This is a genomic window from Parabacteroides sp. AF18-52, assembly GCF_003479145.1.
Classification (GTDB): domain Bacteria; phylum Bacteroidota; class Bacteroidia; order Bacteroidales; family Tannerellaceae; genus Parabacteroides; species Parabacteroides faecis.
The window spans coordinates 59,135-84,461 of record NZ_QUGR01000002.1; the positions used below are offsets into that span (position 1 = coordinate 59,135).

A 25,327-nucleotide genomic window follows, 5' to 3' on the forward strand; every position below is an offset into this window, starting at 1 on the left:
ATTAATACCCGCATTTTCGCCTTCGCAGGTTAGTTGGTGTCAGGTAGAGACGTTGCAAGCAACGCCTCTACATCCGCCACGCGGCTATTAGAAATTAAATTATTGATTATAAACTTCTTTATATCAATAGTTATTCATTCTTTTACTTAACGACTGCTTTCACAATTGTTCCGTCTTCAAGAGCTACAACCACGATTCCGGAAGGAGCGTTGAATGTAACATTGTCAGAAGTAATGGTCGTGTTAGCAATAGTCTGACCCAATACATTGCTGATAACAACTTTCTTGTTAGTAGCATTCAGGATCGTTACCTTACCCTGGCCACCCAGAACTGTTACGTCAGTTGTATTGATAGATTCGTTAGAAACCGGATTATGTTCTTCTGCTTCATCGAAGTAGATGTCACCAGTAGAGGTAGCAGTCTTAGATGTAGCGAAGTCATAGAAGTCTTCCGACGGAATCATTTCCTCACCACCTACACACTCATTGAATGCACGTACACGTGCAGTGTAAGCAGTCTGCGGGATCAGGTTATGAACAGCTATCGACGTGGATGTTGCAGTAACCTTGAACGATTCTTCACCGTCGAAGTTGACATCATCCTGCCATTCGTAATAAGCTGTAGGCAATGAACCTACTTCAGTTCTCCAGTCACCAGTGTTGAACTCACCACCGTTGATAGGCATACCCTGAACCGGCTTTCTTACCATCCATGTTGCAGGAGTATCGAACAGATAAATGTCGATCTGGTGTTCGTCAGTCTGGAATCCTTCCATCAAACGGATAGTATATTTAACCGGCTTCGTGATGTCTGTAGTCAGTTCCATGTTGTCCATCTGGTGGGCAATCGGAGCATAACCCCAGTTTCTGTCGATCGGTTGCGTATTACCTTGCAGTTCGAAGTTGTCTACACTTACCTTAGTTATCTCTTTCTGAGGTTTACCTGCAGCATCAGTATATTCTTTAGTTACTTCCAACCAGTAGTTAACTTTATTATCACGGTGGATAACATCGCCTGTTGCGTTGAACAATTCAACCCAGATAGTCTTGCTTGCATCGTCAGCACGTACTTCAGACATGAATACATCTTCTGAAGTGAACTTCGGAGTGAAGCGACCTACAGCTACCTGATAGTACTGAGCACCCGGAGTTGCTGTCCATTTGATGCGAGCATCGCTACCACCAACATCACCCGGTTCCATATCTTTGATATACGGCATTTCAAGACCGGCAGTGAATGCCAGCGGCAGATTCTGCTGAACGTCACATACAGCTGCCAGAGACAGTGCATTTTCTACGTCACACAGATCTTCTACATTCGGAGTAGCACGAACAGCGATCTGAGCAGCTACGTCACCACGAAGAACATTCTTAACCAGTTCGCCTGCAGCACCCTTATAGATATAAGGAGCATCTTCTACCGTACCAGCCAGTTCCATGGATTTCTCACGGATGAACAGTTTCACTTCTTTAGCTTTGTTTGTTCCGAATGTGAACAAGTCAGAAGCGCTCAACAAGTTGATTTCCTGTTCTACCTTAGGATCTGTATCTTTTACAGTAGTACCGTAATGAGGCAGGTCACGACCCTGGATATAGAATACAGAATCTTTAGATGCGCCACCATTGACAACACCGAACTGGAATGCATTGATCTTGTTCTTACCTGCAGCATCCGAGCTGAACCATACTTCAGGAACTTTCACGTCACCCTTGATAGTTGCAGTCAATGTATCGTTGATATTGATTCCGTAAGGAGCCCAAATACCGAAGTGTTTCCACTTTTCATCTTCAAATGACAGATTATGTTTGTAATCATCCAAATCGAAGAAGTATACACGGTTCCATCTTTCAACATCAGCACCATGCTGTTGCGGAGCCAGACGGATAGAGTCTTTCGCATAGTAGCGAGCCCACATACCCTTTTCTGAACCACTTGTGATTGTATCGATAGTCATTGCAATACCATCGCGATCTTTCGGATCGAACTTAGCAGAAACAAGAGCCAATACTTCACCGTATTTGTTCGGAGAGATCTGAACTGTAGTACCAACTGTATCAACTTTACCATAAGGTATACCATTCAGGTCGGCAAGAACTGTTACTTCATAATCGAAAGCACCTTTCTTGTTAGAGAATACATCCATATCAACCGGTTCAACAATGTTCAAACCAGAGATAATGAACTGACCGTCGCGTACCGGATAGCAAGTATTTACATAACGAGTTTTGTAATCCTTACGGAACATTTCGTTATAGATCAAGTTAGGAGCAGGAACCCAGTTAGTTCCGGATTCTGATACATATCCACCGTAACCACTATAGTTAGGAATGTTACCGCCACCGCAGTCGTTGCAAGAACCGAACTGCTGAGTCAGGAATGAATAGAAGCTTGTATATGAACCGATGATCTTATCAGCGTTCATTGTAGTAGTCAAACCTCTGTCAGTAGTACCGAATGTATAGAACTCGTTCCAACCCTTCTTGTTGGATGTAGTTACACCGAACTGAGCTACGTGGTTGAATACGTTAGGCGTACCTTCGAAGCAGCAATAATCCCAATATTCTTTAGCGATCGGAAGCAGGTTCACGTCGTTGTAAGGTACATATTTAACAGTCATATCAAGACCGTTTTCTTCCAAGTACTGTACAGCGTAGTCGTTATCCAGGTCAACTTTGTAAATCAAAGTATCACCTGTGCTCATACCGATAAATTTACCCCACTGGTATCCGTCGTATTCTTCGATCGGTTTTTCCTGATTACCTTTCTTCACATATACTTTTGCGAAATCAAGGCTTTCACCAGTGAACATGAACGCATTTGTATGATAAACTGCATCGTCAAAGCTTTCAGTTTTAGAGAACTTTTCTTTGAAGACCTTGATAGAAGCAACTGTACCACCAGCAACATCAGGTTTCAAACCTGTTGCGAAGATCTTAACAGTGTGAGGTCTTGACTCATATTTGTAGTTATCCCATTCGTCGTAAGGAGCGAAGAAGAAGTCTTTACGGTCGATACGTTCGAAATATTTCAGGAATTCAGAGCTAAGAACGCCCATAGCGTGGCTTAACAGAGACTGGTCAGTATCCTGGAACCATACGAATGTATTGTTACCGAAGATCTTGATCGGGCCTGAATAAACTGCACCACCAACCTTATCCATCAGATCCTGTCCGGTGTAAGTATAAGTTGTACCTTTCAATACATCTTCATTTTCAAAATATCTTGCGATAGAAGCATCGTAAGTCAGAGCCGGATTAATAGTATATGTTTCATTTACATACTTAGACTCGTCGTCACCAATATTCACATCACCACGATGATATTTAAAGATAGCATTTACGCTAACGATGTTCGGATAGATATTACCTGAACAGTCGATTACAGGAAGATTTTCAACATAAGAACCGATTTCTTCCGGTTCATCTTCGATACAGCATTCCGGACAACCATGTTCTTCCAACCATGCAGCATAGTCAGTATAGCTATGTCCGTAAACAGACATCGGCAAGTAACGACCCGGCACATAAGTAGAGTCTTTCTTATTCTGATCATTAATGAAGACGATCTTCCAACCCTTGATATTTACATCGTCATCATAACGATCGGTTGAATGCTTCGGCGCTTTTGTGCGGTTAACCAGCAATAATTCACCATAATGCTGTTCATCCATTGTACGACCGTTGTCGAATGAGTTGAAATAAGGCAGATTCTTGAAGCTAACTTTTGCAGTCTTGAAATCCAGATATTCGTCGAAGAACAGATCGTTCAATTCGTTATATTCAGGAACAGAAGTAGCCTGAAGTGCATAACGAGCTGTATCTGAAGCTTCAGCTGTGATAGTAGACCAGATATAGTTAGATTTTTCAAATGCTTTTACTTCCTGCGGAGCGAAGTAATAAGTGAAACGAGCGCTTGATTTGCAATCGCGATCGTCAGTAGCATCTGTCTGAACGAAGAATTCACGAGGGATCAGATAAGTAACTTTCTTATCTTTGCCCGGTGTACCTTTTATAACAACTTTGTAAGCTGGACCAGCTGTCAGTTCATCCATAGATACCCAACCCTGAACTTTCGACATATCGTCTTTCTGGGAGATTTCCATCTTATCAACGATAAACGGATACTCCACGTTCAATTCGTAATATGCCAATTCTTCTTTTGAGTTCTGAGCCTGAGTTTGATCAATAAGAGCCAGAACATCACGATCTGCACCACCGAAAGTTGCAGTATACTCATTATTTGACTTGCTGTTCTCATACAATGTATTCCACAGATCTACTGTTGTTGTCAATGTATCGGTAGCGCAAGAAGTATTACGTCCGGCACCAGCTTCAAATATCTTTGTATTTGCAGCACCGAAAGCAACATCCGGACGATTGAACGCCAATCTTGCATTTGTGAATACTGTCAACGGTTCTGTGTTCTTTGAACCTGTAGATTCAACAGCATCATCAGCAAGTGATTTAGCACCTCTGAACATAACAATAATCATCTTGTTGTCCAAAGAGCCCTGCTGCCATGAATTAGGATTCGTATTATCGGCATCAGAAACATGCGCTTTAATATGATGCGTATGGGCTGTTGCTATTTCATGGTTATTAGCTGTGAAAACTGCACGGTCGCTAACCATCTGACCGATAAATTTACCTGACAAATCATAAACATATACATCATATGTCCAGTCGATCTTACGGTTTACCAGGTCCGTATTACCAAAAGCACGAATATCCATTTCAACGCTTTCAACACCAGTCAAGCCTTTTGTGCTATACAGGAAGTCTACACGTGAACTGGCAGTCTGGTTCTGATAAATACCTAATCCGGTATTGCCTTTGTCATCTGTAAATTTCAGATATTCGGCCGTATTCATTTCTTCGTGATTCTTAATATCCGAATAAGCCATCTCCAGATACTTTCCGGTGAAAGGCTTCAGATAGTTAGGAGCATCACTTGCATCCAGATTGAAGAAGGTTACAAAAACACCGTTCATCAAACCTGCATTCATCTTTGTGAAGTCGATCAACGACTCATAGTTGCCATAAGAAGTCGAATTTGCTTCCCAATGATCGTGAACGTTCACCTTGTCGATCGGTTTCAAATGAGTCGGGCCACTTACCAGACCAGCCTCATTTTCCCACGCACTTTCAGAGTCCACTGTTTCATACCACTTAGCCTTAATATTGGCATAGTCCGGGTCTGCTGCATTCAGCATCGGAGACAAGCCATAAAAAGCCATAGCACATAAAAGAGCGGCCGACCCGCCTTTTACCAAAGTACTTTTTCTCATACGTAAAACATTTAATTAATAAAATTATAATCTATAATCATTTCGATAAAATCTCTCTCATTTAGCTCATTTCAGCTACCTAACCCCGTAGGACACAAGAAAAAGCATTTTAGGGGAACTGCTAAATGCCTGTATCAGGGCATCTTTTTTACCCGTCGATTACCGATTTGACGAGTTTAAACGTTCCTTTTTTCTAGTCATGCGTTTAGGATTCTTTTACTTTTGTAACAGGAAGCGGGTATTTTGTCCCTGTTTTCGTATTGTACTGATAAGAAAGCAGATAGAAAAGTGAAAAAAGTTCTGAAAAGAATTGCAGGTTCAAAAGGAATGCGTATTTTTGCTGCAAGAAAAAAAGGAACGTTTTTTTTAGTCATTGAAAATCAGACCTCACGCCCTGCAATTCATTACATACAAAGAATTCAGATCATTTATTAAATAAGTATTTTGCATTAAACTCCCAAGGGTTGGAAGACCATAAAACTAACGTACGTGTACTTTAATATTAATAAATATATATCCAAAATTATCCATACTTCCAAACTGCATAATTAAAAATTTTCAGCTTTTATATAAATGTAGTACTCACACGTGTCCTCCACTCCCCGATTATCATTTTGTCACTACTATACCGGGTAAATCAGATTAGTATGCCGTATAAATTGAATTACCCTAGCGACTAATATTTTTTAACGTATCATTTAGCTAATCAAAGACGCATATCTTTTTACAATTTGTAAACAGGGAAAACTCCATTTTAAAACTTACCTGTTGTTTAATACAAATCCCTTTCGTATTTTTGTAAGCTACTAGAGAGATAAAAATGAAACAATACTTAGAATTGCTGGATCGCGTATTAGCCGAAGGTGTCAGGAAGGAAGACCGTACCGGGACCGGTACACAAAGTGTTTTCGGCCATCAAATGCGATTCAATATGGAAGAGGGATTTCCTCTGCTTACAACGAAGAAGCTGCATCTGAAGTCGATCATATACGAACTGCTCTGGTTCCTGCAGGGAGATACCAATGCGAAGTATTTACAGGAACATGGCGTGCGTATCTGGAACGAATGGGCGGACCCTGACGGAAACCTGGGACATATCTATGGATTCCAATGGCGCTCGTGGCCGGATTACAAAGGAGGTTCCATCGATCAGATCAGTGAAGCAGTCGAAACGATCAAACATAATCCGGATTCCCGACGGATCATTGTCAGTGCCTGGAATGTGGGTGACCTTGAAAACATGAACCTTCCTCCGTGTCATGCATTTTTTCAGTTTTATGTGGCGAACGGACGCCTGAGCCTACAATTGTATCAGCGCAGTGCCGACATATTCCTGGGTGTACCTTTCAATATAGCTTCTTACGCACTGCTATTGCAGATGATGGCACAGGTTACAGGACTGAAAGCCGGAGATTTCGTTCATACGCTGGGCGATGCCCATATTTACAGCAATCATATTGAACAGGTAAAACTACAGCTTACCCGCGAACCGCGTCCTCTCCCCCGGATGGAGATTAATCCGGATGTAAAAAGCATCTTCGATTTCAAATACGAAGATTTCAACCTGACCGGTTATGACCCGCATCCCCATATAAAAGGAGAAGTGGCCGTATAAACGGTGATACTTATTTAATTCGGAATATAAACATGACTAATAAATCGATAAGTTTATGAGTACAATTTCAATCATTGCCGCAATTGCAGAGAACAACGCGATTGGTAAAAACAACAAGTTGTTATGGCGTCTGCCTGCCGATATGAGACGTTTCAAAGATTTGACCACCGGCCATGCCGTGATCATGGGACGTAAAACATTCGAATCTCTGCCCAAAGGACCGCTTCCCAACCGGAAGAATGTAGTCCTGACAACCTTGCCGGAAGCAGGTTTTGTAAACTGCTTTGCCTGCGAATCAATGGGCGCTGCATTGGATATCTGCGAAAAAGAAGATGAAATATTCATCCTCGGCGGCGCTTTGGTTTACCGCCAGGCATTACGCATCGCAGACAGGATGTACATCACACGCGTACATGGAGAGTTTAAGGATGCCGACACATTTTTCCCTGTCGTAAACTGGGATATGTGGGAAGAAGTGGAACGCCAGGAATTTCCTGCCGACGCTAAACATGCTTATCCATATACCTTCCTGACTTACGTCCGTAAAAAATAATTTTATCCCGTATTTCGGGTTCATGGATTCATATAGTAGCATAATCTTTGATAATATGCATTGTACTATATGAATCCATGTTCTTTTTTAACCTCCACCTGACAGCCTCCATTATTACACCTTATTAACAATAGGTTTACATCTTTTCACCCTTTCTTTGTATCTATATAGCAAAGGACGTTGTTTAACATGTAAACCCATTACAGATATGAAGATAAAAGCTATTATTGTTTCCGCATTGATACTCTGCTGTTTGTCAGCAGCTATCATGTATACAACAGCGGCACAATCGAAAAATGAAAGCAAAATGATTACCGAAGCCATTCAAGGTAAGAATACACCGCAACTGATCAAAGCATTGATCAGCCGGATGAAAGAACAGCTGGACGTGAATGAAGATGATTTCCCGGAACTGATCAAGGAAGTAGAAAACTATGCTGCCGGATGCAAAGATCCCGCCTCGACAGCCGTACTCCATTCGATGATTGCCGAAATGTATAATCATTATTATACCATGAACCGCTGGAAGATCAGTCAACGTACCGACCTGGCAGGTTATGCCCCGGAAGATATCCACGAATGGACTTCCAATCTTTTCACCCAAAAGATAAAAGAAGAACTGATTGCTTCACTCGAACCAGCCAAGCTATTACAGGATACACCGGTCTCGGCATTCGATGCTATTCTGGAAACCGGAAAGGACACGCCCGTCCTACGCCCGACATTATATGATTTTCTCGCATTCCGGGCACTGGATATCGCTCCTTCCACCGATATATATAAAGAACTTATCACGTATCTGAATACACAGCCGGACAAAAAAGCAGCTATGCTCGCCAATCTGGATTATCTGCGTTTTCAGTACACTTCCCGCTATTCGGAAAAAGCAAGAGAAGAATATAGCGCTTCGCTGGATAGCCTGCTGGCTATTTATGGAAACAAAGACTATTCCGTAGAAATTGTCGAAGCCAAGCTAAACAGCGGATTGTTCGGGTTCACAGCCGGTATTAATATGGATTCCGTGAGAACTATCGAATATAAACTTTGTAAAGAGACAATCGCCCGTTTTCCCAATTACGAACGGATAGGCCTGATCAAAAACAGGCTGGCAGATATGCAAAATCCGATCTTACAGGTAAATACGGCCAATACCGTATATCCGGGAAAAGACCTGACACTCAAATTGAATTTCCGGAACATCCCGCAGATCACCGCCCGTATATACAAAAGTCTGAAAACTCCGCAACAGACCCTTTTTTATAACGACAGAGATACCGCCAACAAGCCCGGAGCACTGGTTAAAGAAGTGACATTCTCCTTAACGGCTCCCAATACGTATACGCAGCTGGATACCAGCCTTGTGATCCCGATGGATCAAATAGGATTATATGAATGCATCATTACCGTACCAGAAAGCAATATAAAAACAAACAATCTGTTTGAAGTCAGCCGCCTGGCATCCATCTCACGCAACATGCAAAATGGGAATACGGAAGTATTGGTCACCGACTATTTAAGCGGAAAACCGGTAACTGACGCCACTGTTACTTATTATTCAGGCAAACGCCGTGAAATGCAACAGCAAGGAACCGTAAAAACGGATAAAGACGGTATCGCCGTATTCTCACGCAAAGGTGACCTGATGGCTTACCGGGTGAGCCGCCAGGGAGATGCCCAAACTATGTTGACAATGGTTTATCCGAACGGGGAACGGCAAGTCAACCGGACCATCCGCCCGCAACTGGCTTTATTCACAGACCGCGGACTTTACCGTCCGGGACAAACCCTTTATTTCAAAGGTATTGCATATACAAACGAAACAAGCAAACCTCACGCTCTTGAAGGCGAGACGTTCAAAGTAATCCTTCGGGATGCCAACTGGAAAGAAGTGGCGACCAAAGAATTCAAGACAAATAAGTTCGGCTCTTTCAACGGTGAATTTACCTTACCGCAGCAAACACTGAATGGCACATTCACGCTATCTACCGATTATGCCAGTACGAATATCCGTGTCGAAGAATATAAACGTCCGACATTCCTGGTAAATATACTTCCCGTCAAAGGTGAAATATCTTTCGGCGACCTGGTAACCATCCGGGGAAAAGCTGAAACATTCTCGGGCGTTTCGCTGCAAAGCGGTGAAGTGACCTATCGAATCACCAAGCAGCCTCTGTTATTGCGCGGTTACTTCCCCATCAATAATTCATACGAACAGGTGGCGGAAGGCCGAACAACAATGAACAGTGACGGCACATTCTCATTCGACTTCCGACCGGAAGAATCCGGTAACTACCAACCCTACCTGATCTCGGTTACATTGACCGACAGCAATGGAGAGACTCAAGAAGCAAGTTCGACAATAACAGTCGGAAAAACAAGCATCATCCTGACAACTAATATTCAAGGAGAGTTCGATAAAGATTCGGCAGATGTTGTTATCTCTGCCCAAACCCTGAACAGAGAACAGGTTACGCTAGATGGTACTTACACAATAAACAAACTGCAAGATGAGAACAAGGAAACATATTCCGATTATGAATTCGTAGATTACAAAGTCGGGAAACAGGTTACCAGCGGAAATTTCACCTCCGGCAAGCAGATAGATAGAGATGTATTCCGGAAACTGGAATCCGGACGTTACCGCATCAAGATAGAAGCAAAAGACTCGAAAGGACGTCCGGCAACAACAGAGCAGGATTTCATCCTGTATAGCTTGCGCGACAAAAAGCCGCCGGTATTCAAGCATGTCTGGTTGCTGAACGAGAAGACCAGTTGTCTGCCGGGTGAGGAGGCAAAGATACTGTTCGGCACTTCCGATAAGGATGTGCATGTACTATACGAATTATTCCGGAACGGTCAATGTCTCTCACGTAAGTATGTGGTATTGAGTAACGAGAACCACCTCTTCCGTATCCCATTCAATGAAAGTTACGGAGATGGTATCGTGGCTACTTTTACCTTTATCAAAAAAGGTAAGTTATACAGAACCCAGTCAGAGATAAAGCGTCAGCAACCTGATCTCCGGTTAACGATCAAACCGATCACTTTCCGTGACCGCCTGCTGCCCGGCAACCGGGAAACATGGAAATTCAGAATACTGGATACCGACTCCGTACCAGCTATGGCAGAAATGCTTGCCAGCATGTATGATGCTTCCCTGGATAAGATATTACCGTACGGCACATTCAAATGGAACTTCGACCCGCAAAGGTCCGTTTATCTGAATGCCCCGGTATTCAACAATGGTATCAGCCTGGACGATAAATCGTCGTACAAATCAGGAGAACCTGACTTCATTTCAGTTCCGGACTATCAGTATGACCGCCTGGACTGGCAGGGTGTATTGAGTTACAGACAGCAGAGAGCTTACGGATCAGGTATAATGATGAAGTCGGCAGCCGCCCCAATGGCCGCCGAGGCACAAGTTGTCGGCTACAGAAGCAATGATGCAGCGTCCATTACCGGAAATGCAAACATCGTAGACGATGAAGTTGAAGAATCCGGCGAAATGTTATTCAGTTTATCTGACGCTGCATGGGACAAAGCGGAAGCGAAACCCGTACAAGCACAGCCTCAACTCCCGGTACGTGAAAACTTCAACGAAACAGCCTTCTTCTATCCGTCATTACTGACCAATGAAGAAGGAGACGTCATGGTACAGTTCACATTGCCGGAAAGCAATACGACCTGGAAATTCCAGGCATTGGCCAATACGGTAGATATGAAATACGGCCTGCTGACAAAAGAAGTAATCAGCAGTAAACCGTTGATGGTCGTTCCGAACCTACCCCGTTTCATGCGACAGGGAGATGAAGTATCTGTCAGTACGCAGGTGATCAACAATTCCAAGGCATCCATCTCCGGACGTGTCAGCCTCGAGCTGTTCGATCCTGCCACAGACCAGCCGGTTATCTGCCTGACCAAATCGCAGAGGCCGTTCACATTGTCTGCTGACAGTATTACGACCGCCTCATGGACCTTCCGCGTACCGGAGACAACCAATCTGATCGGTTGCCGTATCGTAGCTGATTCCGAATCAGGAAGTGACGGGGAACAACATCTGATCCCGGTTCTGTCCAACCAGATACTGGTAACGGAAAGTACTCCGTTCTATCTGATGGAAAACGGGGAAAAACAAATCCGCCTGTCCGGATCAAAAGCAACAGGCAGCCGTAACCCGTTCAGAATGACACTGGAGTTGACCGGTAATCCGATATGGTACGCCGTACAGGCATTACCAACGCTTACACAACCGGCAAACGATAACATTATTTCCTGGTTTGCCTCCTATTACAGCAATACGCTGGCTAACTATATTGCCACAGCCAATCCGCGCATTCAAAAAGTGATCAGCCAATGGAAAGCACAAGGCGGAACAGCCTCCACGCTTTATTCAAACCTGCAGAAAAACCAGGAACTGAAGAATATCCTATTGGAAGAAACACCATGGGTATTGGCTGCAGAAAATGAAACGGAACAAAAACAACGTCTGTCACTCCTGTTCGACATGAACCGTGCCGCCCAGCAACGTGAAGTAGCATTGCAACAACTGTTGAAACTACAGAACGAAGACGGCGGATGGAGTTGGTTCAAAGGTTTCCCGGCAAGCCGGGAGATCACGCTTTCTATCCTGAAAGGAATGTCTCAACTGGTCGAGATGAGTGCCGTACAATATGGACAACAGGAGAAAGAAATGCAGATGAAGGCTCTTAAATATCTGGACAAACAGATGCAATCCGACTATGAGTCCTTGCAAAAGAACAACAAGAAATGGCAGAGCAGCGTGCCGAACGCTTTACAACTGGAATTCCTGTACGTCCGTAGCTCTTACCGCGATATTCCAGAATTGGGAGATGCCCGTGAAGCGATCCGTTTCTACACGGCACAGGCCGAAAAGACCTGGAACGAACAATCACTCTACGGAAAGGGAGAAATAGCCCTGCTGATGTACCGCAACGGTAAAAAAGAGGTCGCAAATACCATCCTGGCCTGGTTGCGTAAAACAGCAACCACTACAACCGAACAGGGTATGTATTGGGCTAACAACCGGAGAGGAAACAACTATTTCATCTCTCCGATCGAAACACATTGTTTACTGATGAAGGTATTCAATACATTATCACCCGATTCCAAAGACACCGACCGTATGAAACAATGGTTGCTGAACCAGAAACGTACCCAAAACTGGGAATCTGTTCCTGCTACGCTGAATGCCATCTACGCATTGGTACTGACCGGAAGTGACTGGCTGAACGATAACAATACCTGCACCGTTACCTGGGGCGATAAAACATACAGTACTGCCGAAGGAGAAACAGCAACAGGTTATCTGAAGGTTGTACTGGATGAAAAAGAAATTTCATCCGAAAGAAATTCCATTTCCATTCGGAAGGAAGGAAATGCACCTGCCTGGGGAGCTGTCTATGAACAATACTTTGAAAACATCGACAAAGTAGAAAAACAGACAGGTGTACTCAACGTTGAAAAGAAATTATTCATTGAAAGCAACAGCGGTAGCGGTCTGCAGATCACTCCGGTGGAGAACGGAAAACTCCAGCCGGGTGACAAGGTGGTCGTACGCCTGACCATTCGTACCGACCGTGAAATGGATTATATCTTCCTGAAAGACCTGCGAGCCGGTTGTTTCGAACCTGCCAGCCAGGTTTCCGGTACAAAGTTCAGAGACGGAGTGGCTTATTACCAGTCACCGACAGATGTTTCCGAAAATTTCTTTTTCAACCGTTTACCGGCCGGAACCTTCGTGATCGAATATCCGGTTTACGTTTCCCGTACAGGTGAATATGCCGGAGGAATCAGTACAATCCAATGTCTGTACGCACCCGAATTCATATCTCATACGGAAGGGAAAAAACTGACGGTTAATTGAAAATGGAAAATGGAGAATTGAAAATCAGAGGAAGAATATCAAGGGGAAAAGTAGTTTAGATTTCGCCCGTTAACAATTTTCAATTTTCAATTCTCCATTTTCAATTCTAAATCCCTATCTTTGTGACATAAACAATAGCTAAATAAGATGTAAAATGAAACAGATTATTTTTATTTTTATGGCGATCCTGCTTGCAACAGGAATGGCTTCAGCTCAGAAAAAAGCTGTTATTACAGCTGAAGAAACCTCTCATGACTTTGGACAGATAAAAGAAGCAGACGGAAAAGTCACTGCGACATTTGCCGTTAAAAACACGGGAGATGCTCCGTTGGTTATTACCCGCGTTATCGCTTCCTGCGGATGTACGACTCCGGAATGGACAAAAGAACCGATCGCTCCGGGACAGAGCGGAGATATCAAGATAACATACGATCCGAAAGGACGTCCGGGACCGTTCTCTAAAACGATTTCTGTTTACAGCAACGGAAAGACCGGAAGTTTTATCCTGACGATCAGAGGAGAGGTTATTTGATTTTCAACAAGCTAAACTAAAAACAAAGAATGCTGAATATGAAAAGACTGAGCTTTATTCTTTGCAGCATATTCCTGTTCACGGCGCATATAGCTGCACAGAATGGAGCCCAGATAAGTGCAGACGAGCTGACGTACAACTTCGGAACAATCGCCGAAGCTGACGGACCGGCAAGTCATACTTTTGAAATAAAGAACACGGGAGATGGCCCGCTCGTCATCACCCGTGTTACTGCTTCTTGCGGTTGTACACAGCCTGAATGGACAAAAGAGCCGATCGCTCCGGGAAAAACCGGAAATGTCAAGGTTACCTACAATCCCAAAGGCCGCCCCGGTCCGTTCTACAAGACGGTATCCATATTCAGCAATGGAAAGAAAGGCAGCTACACGCTGGCAATCAAAGGAAACGTGACACCGAAACCGCTTATACCGCTTATGATCTTCCCTTATTCGATAGGCGACCTGAAGATGCAGACTAAAACAATACTGTACAGCAGCGTCCGTCCCGACGAAACACTGGGAGAAAAGATCAATGTCAAGAATGAAGGAAAGACTACTCTGACGATCCGTCAGGGCAAAGTGCCTCATTACCTGACCGTCGAGATTCGCCCGACCCAACTGGCTCCGGACGAAGTGGGGGAAATTACTCTGTTATTCGATGCTAAAGCAGTAAAAAGAAAAGGTAGGGTTACGACAGAAATACCTTTGACAATCGAAAGTATCGGACAGAAAAAAGAAGTCGACGGAAAGATACACGTAGCGGCCAATATTATCGACAACTTCGGTAAACTCACTGCTGCAGAAAAGGCACAGGCTCCGGTTGCCCAATTGTCAGGTACATTGCTCGATTTCGGTAAGCTACCGGAAAAAGGTGGGTTCATTCCACTGATCGGAGGCAAAGTGACCGGCACTGTAGAGGTAACGAATACCGGAAAATCCCCGCTTATCATACATAGTTTCACTTGCGATGATGAACGGATCGATATTTCAGGAGGAAAGAAAGAATTAAAACCGGGAACAACGGCTACATTCAAAATATCAGTTCGTCCGAAAGAGATAAAGACGAAACTGGAAGCACTGGTAAATATAGTATGTAATGACCCGAACGGTCCTGTTCGCCTCGTAAAGGTAACAGCAGAAAAATAAAAAGATATGGAACATCCCGAAAACGACGATCTTTACAGAGGATTAAAGGTAAACAAGGGAGTAGCCGATGTACCGACTGTAAACCCCTACCTCAAAAAAAGACTTCAACGTAAAGAATATACCCCTTCCGAGTTTGTCGAAGGGATACTGAAAGGAAATATAACAATCCTCAGCCAGGCGGTTACGCTGGTCGAGAGTGCTAAATATGAACACCAGCAACTGGCACAGGAGATTATAGAAAAATGTCTTCCGTTTGCAGGCAAATCGGTCCGTATCGGTATTACCGGTGTTCCTGGTGCCGGAAAAAGTACCTCTATCGATGTTTTTGGTATGCACCTTATCAAGGAAGGGCGCAAACTGGCTGTACTGGCTATCGATCCGAGCAGCGAACGTTCCAAAGGCAGTATCCTGGGGGACAAGACCCGCATGGAGGCTTTATCACGCGAAAAGAATGCTTTTATCCGTCCTTCTCCATCCGCAGGATCCTTGGGGGGTGTGGCACGTAAAACACGTGAAACGATCGTGCTGTGTGAAGCTGCCGGTTTCGACACTGTATTTGTGGAAACAGTCGGTGTCGGACAAAGCGAAACGGCCGTTCATTCGATGGTCGATTTCTTCCTTCTTATTCAGCTGGCAGGAACAGGAGACGAGTTACAAGGGATTAAACGCGGTATCATGGAAATGGCTGACGGCATTATTATCAATAAGGCTGACGGCGATAATATCGAAAAAGCCAAACTGGCCGCTGCCCAGTTCAGGAATGCGCTACATCTTTTTCCACCTGCCGATTCAGGATGGTTCCCCAAAGTATTGACTTATTCGGGTTACTACAACTTAGGCATCAAGGAGATCTGGGATATGGTCGGCGAGTACATGGAGTTCACCAAAAAGAACGGTTATTTCAACTTCAAACGAAATGAACAGGCCAAGTATTGGATGTACGAAAGTATCAACGATACATTACGGGAAACATTCTATCATAATCCGGCTGTAGAAGGCATGCTGGTACAGACGGAACAGCAGGTGTTGAATAACGAGATCAGCTCGTTCGTTGCAGCCAAAAGGATGATGGATCTGTTCCTCGAAAACTTATCGAAGAAATAAGACCTACCGAATAATAAAAAGAAAGCCCGTCAAATCAAACGATTCGACGGGCTTTTCATATTCTTTCGTCAGTCCGGATCAAATAGAAGACACACGCAGTGTATTCAGCAAATCACGGTTAATCGGTTTGTCATTCTTGATAGCTTTCGAGAATGGAACATATACGATCTGGTCATTCTGGATACCCATCATAACATTACGCTGGTCATCCAGCAAAGCATCGACCGCACCGACTCCCATACGGGTTGCCAGGATACGATCCTGAGCCGTAGGAGAACCACCACGCTGCAAGTGCCCCAAGATAGATACACGTACATCGAATTGCGGATATTCTGTTTTCACACGTTCGGCAACTCCCATAGCTCCGCCGGTCACTTCACTTTCTGCAACCAATACGATACTACTGTTCTTTGATTTACGGAATCCATTTTCGATCATCTCCGCCAACTGGTCTTTTTCCATAGAAATCTCCGGAATGATAGCCGCTTCTGCGCCTGAAGCAATAGCACCGTTCAGTGCAAGGAAACCGGCATCACGTCCCATCACTTCAATAAAGAAAAGGCGATCGTGGGAAGTGGCCGTATCGCGGATCTTATCCACACATTCCATAATTGTGTTCAGGGCCGTGTCATAACCGATCGTTACATCCGTACCATACAGGTCATTATCGATCGTACCCGGAACTCCGACGATCGGGTAATTGAATTCCTGTGCAAAAATACGTGCACCGGTCAATGTTCCGTCACCACCGATAGCGATCAGGGCGTCGATCCCCTCTTCCACCAACTTGTCGTATGCCTGCTTACGGCCTTCGGGAGTTTTGAACTCCATACAACGAGCGGTTTTCAATATTGTTCCACCACGCTGGATGATGTTACTTACATTCTGTGTTTTGAATTCTTCAATCTCACCTGTAATCAACCCTCTGTATCCTCGGAAAATACCTTTAACTCTCATCCCGTTATAGATAGCGGAACGCGTCACTGCACGGATGGCAGCGTTCATTCCGGGAGCATCACCTCCGGACGTTAAAATGCCAATACATTTAATAGTAGACATATCGTCTTTATTTTAAATTATTCGCGGCAAAAATAATAATTATTTGCCAACAATCTTTCATTTTTCCTTAAACTTCATGAAATCTTAACCGTCTGATCAACGGTCTGCATTCAGTTCCCGGATACGGATTGCCACCTCTTCCATTAACCATTTCGGGGTCGATGTAGCTCCGCAAACCCCTACACGGCGGACACCGGCAGGGAGCGGCTCAGTGATCTCTTTCACCTCCGAAATGAAAATGGTATTTGGATTCGCTTTCCGGCATTCTTCTAACAGCATCTTACCGTTTGAACTCTTTTTGCCTGCTACAAAATAGACCCAGTCATGGCTGGATGCAAATGCTTTTATATTCGGTAAACGGTTTGCCACCTGGCGACAAATCGTATCGTAATATTCAAAACGGGTACCTTCCGCCTTTCGCTGATATATCTCTTCCACGATCTTACGGAATCCGTCCAACGACTTCGTTGTCTGGGAAAAGAGACAGATATCACGGCTGAAATCCAGGCGGTCCAGATCTTCAATCTTTTCGATCACGATGGCTGTACCCTCCGTCTGTCCGACCAACCCATTCACCTCTGCATGACCTTTTTTACCATATATCACCAGCTGGGTATTATTCTCACGGGTTGCCTGATAACATTTATGTATCTTTTTCTGCAACTGAAGCACCACCGGACAGGTAGCATCTACAATCGTTATATTATTCTGCTTTGCAATCTCATAAGTGGAGGGAGGTTCGCCATGTGCACGAAGCAAGACTTTCTTTCCTTTCAGTGTAGAAAATTCATCATGTCCGATAGTCCGCAATCCTTGTTCCCGAAGCCGTTCCACCTCCAGGCTGTTATGCACGATATCTCCCAGACAATACAATATATCGGTATTGTCCAATTCACGTTCAGCACTTTCGATAGCTGTAACCACTCCAAAACAAAACCCTGAACCTTTATCTATTTCGACTTCAATCATTCTTAAAAATAACCTATTGTTTCTACCTTCTTATTCGGCAGCAGCTTTATTATATTGAACAAGAAGCCATGCCTTTTGTTCAGCGATAGTCATGTCCGAGTTATCCAGTACGACAGCATCATCCGCCTGACGCAACGGACTCTCTTTACGGGTGGAATCTATATGGTCGCGTGTTTTCACATTATCCAGTACTTCTTCAAAAGAAGCCGCTTCGCCTTTGGCTTTCAATTCATCCAGACGACGTTGTGCACGTACTTCCGGACTGGCCGTTACGTAAATCTTCAATTCGGCATCTGGGAATACTACCGTACCGATATCCCGGCCATCCATGATAATCCCTTTTTCTTTCCCCATTTCCTGCTGCATGGCAACCAGTGCACGGCGGACAAATCCTAAAGTAGCCACCGGACTGACCCATTTGGCAACTTCCATCCCCCGGATTTCCTTTTCAACCTTTACCCCATTCAGGTAAGTGTCCGGACGGCCGGTTTCCGGATTAAAACGGAGTGATATATGGATATCCCCCATCGATGCCTGAAGTTTCTCTTCATCTATCCGACCGTCTTTAAACAAATTATGCTGGATACAATATAGTGTAACGGCGCGATACATGGCACCCGTATCGATATATGTATAACCTATTTCTTTTGCCAAATCTTTTGCCATAGTGCTTTTTCCCGTGGAAGAAACACCATCTATTGCAATTACTATCTTTTTCATGCTTATCGTTATTTATATTTCCTAAGGTTTAAAATCGGCCAATGTCGTCGAAACACTCACCATCATCGACATAGCCGACGGATGGTATTTTGCGAAAGAGACACCGACATCAAACATTTTTATTTTGACTCCGGCACCGGCGGAAAAACCGGCCAGACCGCTTCCGCCTCCCTGCAATTTCATATCCATCTTTGTCTTCGGATTGAAACCGACGCCAATCCAGAAATTTTCGCTAGGTATATAATCGATACCGATCACCAGATGCTTGAATAATGCTTTGGCAAAATTATCACCTTCGTAATCTTTATCGGCATTATCTATATAATCGAATTTCCAACGATTCAGATACATGGCTGTCAGCGACAAACGCAAAGGGGCGTGATTCATCTTTTTGGAAATACCCATCTGGATATCCCACGGCATTTTTTGCCGGTCCTCATAATAGGGCTTCAACTGGGCTCCGATATTTTTCAATACGACACCGAATGAAAATTCTTTTTCCGAATTATAGTAACTTAATCCGGCATCGAAGCATAATCCCAATGACGTATAGGTATCATAATTGGAATAAAGGAACTTCATGGAAATCCCCCCCCGCCAGCGTTCGGACAGATCATAGGAAAAGAAACCGTTCAATGCGATATCGTTCGCAGTAAAATCGCCTGTCGACTGATTGTTTTCATCCATCCCTTTAAATTTCCCGTTATGGAAATAATGGACTCCGGCCCCCCATGCACCACGTTCGCGGAATGCTTTGGTGAACAAAGCGCTTCCCACATTGATATCTGCGATATAGTTCATATAGTCCAGATTGATCATTCCGTCCATTTCACCGCCGAGCAGAGCCGGGTTATGAAAGATAAGGGACGGATCCCGCTCTACCAGCGACACGGTATGCCCTCCCAAAGCATTAGCCCGGGCAGAAGAAGGTAAAGTTAAAAATTCAAATACCTGATCTCCGGATTGAGCCGCGACCGATTGTAAAACGAAAGAAAAGAACAATATAATTAATGTATGTCTCATATTTTCTTAACAAAATGCGTACAAAGATAAAATGCAGTTATAATATATTCCATAAAGAGAAACGGAAAAAACCGAAAAAAGGTATATAAACACAGTTATTTTTATTTTGGTTCAAAAAAAAGTGAAAATATAGAAGTATTTTTCCCTTTTTCAACCAGGATATAAAATAATTTGTATTTTTGCAGCATAGGAAAACACATCTTTAAACATTATAGAAGTATGGAAGTTAAGAAATCACCGAAAGCGGACTTAGAAGGTGGCAAAACACTCGGTATCCTGATGGGTATGGTTGTTGGTTTGGCCGTTTTGTTCGTTGGGTTCGAATGGGGAACCCGTGATATTCAGGTAGTCAAAAATGAAGGCGTAGCTGATATCATCGCTGAAGAAGAAATTGAAATTACAAGACCGGAGGACACGCCTCCTCCTCCACCTCCTCCACCAGCACCGGCTACCGTAGAACAGCTGAACATTGTGGACGATGACGTGGAATTGGACCAAGTGGATATCATCTCATCTGAGGACGACCAGAGTTCTGCACAGGTAGAAGCCTATGTAGCTCCTGCAGTCGTTGAAGAAGAAGAAGAATCTGCTCAACAGATCTTTACCGTTGTAGAAACAATGCCGGAATTCCCGGGTGGACAGGGTGCTTTATTGCAGTTCCTTGCTAAATCCATCAAATATCCGGTTATTGCACAGGAAAACGGTATCCAAGGTCGTGTTACTTGTTCATTCGTTGTTAACAAAGACGGTTCAATCGTTGACGCAGAAGTAATCCGTGGTGTAGACCCTTCTTTGGATAAAGAAGCTCTCCGTGTGATCAACACCATGCCGAAATGGTCTCCTGGTAAGCAGAGAGGTAAACCTGTACGTGTTAAATATACCGTACCCGTTACTTTCAGATTGCAATAATTATTTTTAAACATACTAAAAAAGGCTGCTGTAGATTTGCAGCCTTTTTTATTTCGTCTCATTCCTAATTCAATATTTATATGTTATCCTTCAACGAGATCCTACAAAAAGTAGAACATGAGATTTCACAACTGAGTTTTGAATATCCTCCTAAAAGTTTATATGACCCGATTGAATATATCCTATCGTTGGGAGGAAAAAGGATCCGTCCGGCACTCGCTTTAATGGCCTGTAATCTGTATCAGGAAAATATTGACAATGTCATCTATCCTGCATTGGGTATTGAAGTGTTCCATAATTTCACACTGCTTCATGACGACCTGATGGATAGAGCTGACAAAAGAAGAAACAAGCCTACCGTCCACAAAGTATGGAATGACAATACGGCCATCCTTTCCGGAGATGCCATGCTGATCGCGGCTTATCAGTTGATAGGAAAAACAGAACCCTCCTGCTTAAAAGAAGTATTCGACCTGTTCACCGAGACTGCCCTTGAAATATGCGGAGGACAACAATATGACATGGAATTTGAATCACGGACAGACGTAACCGAACCGGAATACATTGAAATGATCCGGTTAAAAACAGCCGTTTTACTTGCCTGCAGCCTGAAAATCGGAGCTATCATAGGTGGTGCATCCAAAGAAGATGCCGACAATCTGTATGATTTCGGTATAAACATCGGACTCGCATTCCAACTGCAGGACGATTTATTGGATGTGTACGGAGATACTGCCACATTCGGTAAAAATATCGGCGGTGATATCACTTGCAACAAAAAGACTTTTTTATTGATACATGCGTTTGAATTGGCTTCACCTGAACAAAAAGCGACCCTCAACAACTGGATCGGCAAAACACAATTCATTCCTGCAGAGAAAATCGAAGCAGTCACAGCCATATATAATGAATTACATCTGAAAGATATCACCACTGTTAAAATGCAGGGATATTACGACAAGGCAATGGATCATTTATCGAGACTCAACGTAACCCCGGAGAAGTTGACCATTTTGAAAGATGTAAGTAACCGTTTAATGTACCGCCAGTCTTAAAAATGAAACTCATAGATACGCATAACCATCTGTACCTGGAAGAGTTCGACCCGGAACAGGAGGAGTTGGTTCATATTGCCCGGGAATCAGGCATCGACACCATCCTGCTCCCCAACGTAGATGTCGCCACCATTGAACGGATGCACGATTTGTGCGACCGTTTTCCGGATTTTGCCTATCCGATGATGGGCTTGCATCCGACCAGCGTGGACGAACATTACACAGAGAATCTAAAAATAACAGAATCTTATCTGGGAAAACGACCTTATTGTGGTATCGGAGAGATCGGGATCGACCTATACTGGGATAAAACCTACCTGAAAGAACAAAAAATAGTCTTTGAGGAGCAGCTAAAATGGAGCATCGACCTGGATCTGCCGGTAGCGATCCATACCCGTGAAGCTTATCCGGAGGTATTGGATAGCATCCATAAAGTCGGTGCAGACAAATTAAAAGGCGTTTTCCACAGTTTCACCGGTACCATAGATGATCTGGAAGAAATAAAAAAATTAGAACAATTCAAACTGGGAATTAACGGAGTCATTACATTCAAAAACTCCAAACTTTCAGATACGATCAAATGCAGTGACATCAATCACATCGTACTGGAAACCGACGCTCCATACCTGGCTCCGGTACCTTACAGAGGTAGACGAAACGAGCCTGTATACATATGGAAAACGGCTGAGAAGGTAGCGGACACATTCGGCCTTCCGCTTGATGAAACCGTAGAAATTACAAGAAAAAATGCATTGGATTTATTCAAAATTCCAAATAAAAAGGCTTAGTTTCAAAATTTCAGGTCGGAAGCAAAATTTATTACGTCAGATATTGTGTATATGTCAAGCAAAAACTTTAGATTTGTGCACTGAAACGTTTGCATATGGGATTTTTTTCGTATTTTGCGCTCGTTTTAGAGGAGACAAAGGCTGAAAATTGGAGAGATGCTCGAGTGGTTGAAGAGGCACGCCTGGAAAGCGTGTATACGCCTAAAGTGTATCGCGGGTTCGAATCCCGCTCTCTCCGCATAAGTACCATGGGGAATTTATTAACAACAAAAATAAAAACAAATAAGAGAATTATTAATCTTAAAAATTAAACACACAATGAAAAAGTATTTTGCAAAAACATTCTTGGGTATTTGCGCCCTTGGAACTTCTACTGTGGCATTCGCTCAGGACGCTACTGAACAAGTTGTTGAAGGTGGCATGTATCAGGCTTTAAAAGTTAAGTTTATTGAAGGTGGTGCCGACTTCATGAGTTTGGTTGCTATCGCTTTGATTTTCGGTTTGGCTTTCTGCCTTGAAAGAATTATTTATCTGAACTTAGCTGAAACTAATGCAAGCAAATTATTAAAAGGTATTGAAGATGCCCTTGATAAAGGTGATGTAGAAGGCGCAAAAGCTATCGCTCGTGATACTAGAGGTCCTATCGCATCTATCGCTTACCAGGGTTTGATGAGAATCGATCAGGGTATTGATGTTGTTGAAAAATCTATCGTTTCTTACGGTGGTGTACAGGGTGGTCTTTTGGAAAAGAACATGTCATGGATCACATTGTTTATCGCTATGGCTCCGTCATTAGGATTCTTGGGTACTGTAGTAGGTATGGTTATGGCGTTCGACAAAATCGAACAGGTTGGTGATATCAGCCCGACGGTTGTTGCCGGTGGTATGAAAGTGGCTTTGATCACAACTGTAGGTGGTCTTGTTGTAGCTTTGATCCTTCAGGTATTCTATAACTATTTGTTGAGCAAACTGGAAGCTATCCTGAACCAGATGGAAGATGCTTCTATTTCTTTGATCGACATGGTTATCAAATACAACCTTAAATTCAAAAAATAATTCAGACTTATGGCAGTTACTAAAATAAGAAAAGTATCCAGCTGGACATTACTGATTACCTCTATTATCAGTCTTGTTGTATTGGGTATGTTCTACGCAGGAGGCGTCGTTGACCCTTCTGTTGAAATGAAAGAGCCTATCTATACAGGCTTATTGCTTAACTGGACAACTGTATTGTTTTTCATTACAATTGTTAGTACAGTTATATTTGCTCTTTGGCAATTTACGTCATTATTGAAAACCAGTCCGAAATCAGCATTGGCATCATTCATTGTTATCATTTTCTTCGCTGCAATGATGTTCATTACTTATTCTATGGGTGACGCAACACCTTTGAAAGGTTTGAATGCTGACTCACAGGAATACAATATTCCTTTCTGGTTGAAAGTTACAGACATGTGGATTTATTCTTCAGCTATTTTGATGATTTTAATCATCATTGCTGTTGCTGCAGGTTCTGTAAAAAGAATGCTTAATAGATAATAGTAATAACGAATCCGATAAAACAAAAAAAGTGATATGGCAAAAAAGAAAAGAAAAGTGCCCGCAATGAATGCGACTTCTTCAGCCGATATTGCTTTCATGTTGCTTATCTTCTTCCTTATTACTACTTCAATGGACACAGATAAAGGTTTGGCAAGACGTTTGCCGCCTCCTGTACCCAAAGATCAGAAAAAAAATGAAGAGATGGATATCAAAAAGAGAAATATCCTGGTCGTACTGATCAACAGTAACAACCAGATTCTCTGTAATAATGAATTCATTGATATTAAGCAACTGAGAGAAAAGGTTAGAACTTTCATTGAAAATCCTTATAACGACGAGCATATGCCCGAAAAGACTGAAGTGGACGTACCTTACTTCGGAAAGCAGATGGTAACAAAAAATCATGTTATCTCTTTGCAGAACGACCGTGGTACCGAATATCAGGCTTACATCGACGTTCAGAACGAATTGGCTGGAGCCTATAACGAACTGAGAGACGAGGTTTCTAAAAAGAAATTTGGCAAAGCTTTCGCTGATTTGGATGAAGACCAACAAAAGGCTGTGCAGATGATTTATCCTCAAAAGATATCAGAAGCAGAACCTAAAAATTATGGAGGCAAAAAATAATGGGAAAATTTAGTAAAGCGGGCGGAAGAGAAATGCCCGAATTAAATACCTCATCATTACCTGACTTGGTATTTGCCTTCTTGTTCTTTATCATGATGGTAACATCTATGCGTGAAGTTACTCTAAAAGTAGTTTTCCAGGCACCTCAGGCTACTGAGCTTCAGAAACTGGAAAAGAAATCTTTGGTAACATTCATTTATGTAGGTAAACCAACACAGGAATTAAGAGCAAAGATGGGTTCTGAAACTCGTGTACAGTTAAACGATCAAATCGCGGACATTGACGAGATTCAAGATTACATCGCACAGGAAAAGTCAAGTATGAAAGAGGAAGATCAGCCATTTATGACTGTATCCATCAAAGCCGACAAAGAGACGAAGATGGGTGTTATCACAGACGTAAAACAGGCGCTTCGTGAAGCATACGCATTGAAGATTAGTTATTCAGCAAGACAAAGTGTTGACTAATTAATTCAATAATAAACAAAAAAGGCAGGACTAAACGTTCTGCCT

18 protein-coding genes and 1 tRNA gene are annotated in these 25,327 nt (G+C 43.2%); 14 read left to right on the top strand and 5 right to left on the bottom strand.

The window, feature by feature from the left end; translation table 11 throughout:
- Positions 1 to 142: 142 nt before the first annotated feature.
- A complete protein-coding gene (locus tag DWX23_RS03990) occupies positions 143 to 5,287 on the bottom strand; it encodes a DUF6383 domain-containing protein (protein ID WP_122373529.1) in 5,145 nt (1,714 codons plus the stop codon).
- 820 nt (positions 5,288 to 6,107) lie between these two features.
- Here DWX23_RS03990 and DWX23_RS03995 point away from each other — a divergent pair.
- From DWX23_RS03995 to meaB, 6 genes are all read left to right on the top strand, one after another.
- Entirely contained in the window at positions 6,108 to 6,902 is a 795-nt protein-coding gene (locus DWX23_RS03995; protein ID WP_122354807.1) for a thymidylate synthase, read from the top strand.
- 55 nt (positions 6,903 to 6,957) lie between these two features.
- Positions 6,958 to 7,455, top strand: a complete 498-nt coding sequence (locus tag DWX23_RS04000) for a dihydrofolate reductase (RefSeq protein WP_122373530.1) — start codon at positions 6,958 to 6,960, stop codon at positions 7,453 to 7,455.
- 208 nt (positions 7,456 to 7,663) lie between these two features.
- A complete protein-coding gene (locus DWX23_RS04005; RefSeq protein ID WP_122373531.1) occupies positions 7,664 to 13,342 on the top strand; it encodes an alpha-2-macroglobulin in 5,679 nt (1,892 codons plus the stop codon).
- Between the two features lie 154 nt (positions 13,343 to 13,496).
- A complete protein-coding gene (locus DWX23_RS04010; RefSeq protein ID WP_122354801.1) occupies positions 13,497 to 13,874 on the top strand; it encodes a DUF1573 domain-containing protein in 378 nt (125 codons plus the stop codon).
- 29 nt (positions 13,875 to 13,903) lie between these two features.
- The gene (locus DWX23_RS04015) at positions 13,904 to 15,019 is read left to right on the top strand and encodes a DUF1573 domain-containing protein (protein ID WP_122373532.1); all 1,116 of its coding nucleotides are present in this window, start codon (positions 13,904 to 13,906) and stop codon (positions 15,017 to 15,019) included.
- A gap of 6 nt (positions 15,020 to 15,025) precedes the next feature.
- On the top strand, positions 15,026 to 16,123 hold the full coding sequence (gene meaB / locus DWX23_RS04020) for a methylmalonyl Co-A mutase-associated GTPase MeaB (RefSeq protein WP_122373533.1): 1,098 nt from the start codon (positions 15,026 to 15,028) through the stop codon (positions 16,121 to 16,123).
- A 78-nt stretch (positions 16,124 to 16,201) separates the two neighbouring features.
- Here meaB and pfkA read toward each other — a convergent pair whose 3' ends face one another.
- The 4 genes from pfkA to porQ form a co-directional block, all read right to left on the bottom strand.
- The gene (gene pfkA / locus DWX23_RS04025; protein ID WP_122354795.1) at positions 16,202 to 17,182 is read right to left on the bottom strand and encodes a 6-phosphofructokinase; all 981 of its coding nucleotides are present in this window, start codon (positions 17,180 to 17,182) and stop codon (positions 16,202 to 16,204) included.
- A gap of 96 nt (positions 17,183 to 17,278) precedes the next feature.
- Positions 17,279 to 18,151 carry a 4-hydroxy-3-methylbut-2-enyl diphosphate reductase gene (locus DWX23_RS04030; RefSeq protein WP_122354793.1) on the bottom strand — a complete coding sequence of 291 codons (873 nt, stop codon included), beginning with the start codon at positions 18,149 to 18,151 and terminating at the stop codon, positions 17,279 to 17,281.
- A gap of 30 nt (positions 18,152 to 18,181) precedes the next feature.
- Positions 18,182 to 18,871: a (d)CMP kinase gene (cmk, locus tag DWX23_RS04035; protein ID WP_122373534.1), complete on the bottom strand. Its 690-nt coding sequence runs from the start codon at positions 18,869 to 18,871 to the stop codon at positions 18,182 to 18,184.
- Positions 18,872 to 18,892: 21 nt separating this feature from the next.
- Entirely contained in the window at positions 18,893 to 19,894 is a 1,002-nt protein-coding gene (porQ, locus tag DWX23_RS04040) for a type IX secretion system protein PorQ (protein WP_122373535.1), read from the bottom strand.
- 219 nt (positions 19,895 to 20,113) lie between these two features.
- On the opposite strand from porQ, the gene DWX23_RS04045 reads away from it, so the two are divergent.
- The 8 genes from DWX23_RS04045 (at position 20,114) to DWX23_RS04080 (ending at position 25,282) form a co-directional block, all read left to right on the top strand.
- Positions 20,114 to 20,803, top strand: coding sequence for an energy transducer TonB (locus DWX23_RS04045; RefSeq protein ID WP_122373536.1), 690 nt, complete (start codon positions 20,114 to 20,116; stop codon positions 20,801 to 20,803).
- 80 nt (positions 20,804 to 20,883) lie between these two features.
- A complete protein-coding gene (locus DWX23_RS04050; RefSeq protein WP_122373537.1) occupies positions 20,884 to 21,858 on the top strand; it encodes a polyprenyl synthetase family protein in 975 nt (324 codons plus the stop codon).
- Between the two features lie 2 nt (positions 21,859 to 21,860).
- Positions 21,861 to 22,646, top strand: a complete 786-nt coding sequence (locus DWX23_RS04055) for a TatD family hydrolase (RefSeq protein ID WP_122373538.1) — start codon at positions 21,861 to 21,863, stop codon at positions 22,644 to 22,646.
- 150 nt (positions 22,647 to 22,796) lie between these two features.
- Positions 22,797 to 22,884: transfer RNA gene (locus DWX23_RS04060), tRNA-Ser, on the top strand.
- Positions 22,885 to 22,964: 80 nt separating this feature from the next.
- Positions 22,965 to 23,702: a MotA/TolQ/ExbB proton channel family protein gene (locus DWX23_RS04065; RefSeq protein WP_122373539.1), complete on the top strand. Its 738-nt coding sequence runs from the start codon at positions 22,965 to 22,967 to the stop codon at positions 23,700 to 23,702.
- A 9-nt stretch (positions 23,703 to 23,711) separates the two neighbouring features.
- Entirely contained in the window at positions 23,712 to 24,185 is a 474-nt protein-coding gene (locus tag DWX23_RS04070; protein ID WP_122373540.1) for a hypothetical protein, read from the top strand.
- Between the two features lie 36 nt (positions 24,186 to 24,221).
- Positions 24,222 to 24,815: a biopolymer transporter ExbD gene (locus tag DWX23_RS04075; RefSeq protein ID WP_122373541.1), complete on the top strand. Its 594-nt coding sequence runs from the start codon at positions 24,222 to 24,224 to the stop codon at positions 24,813 to 24,815.
- Positions 24,815 to 25,282 (top strand): biopolymer transporter ExbD, encoded by a 468-nt coding sequence (locus DWX23_RS04080; RefSeq protein ID WP_122373542.1) that lies wholly within the window; start codon positions 24,815 to 24,817, stop codon positions 25,280 to 25,282. Before DWX23_RS04075 ends, DWX23_RS04080 begins: the two co-directional genes overlap by 1 nt.
- Positions 25,283 to 25,327: the final 45 nt, after the last annotated feature.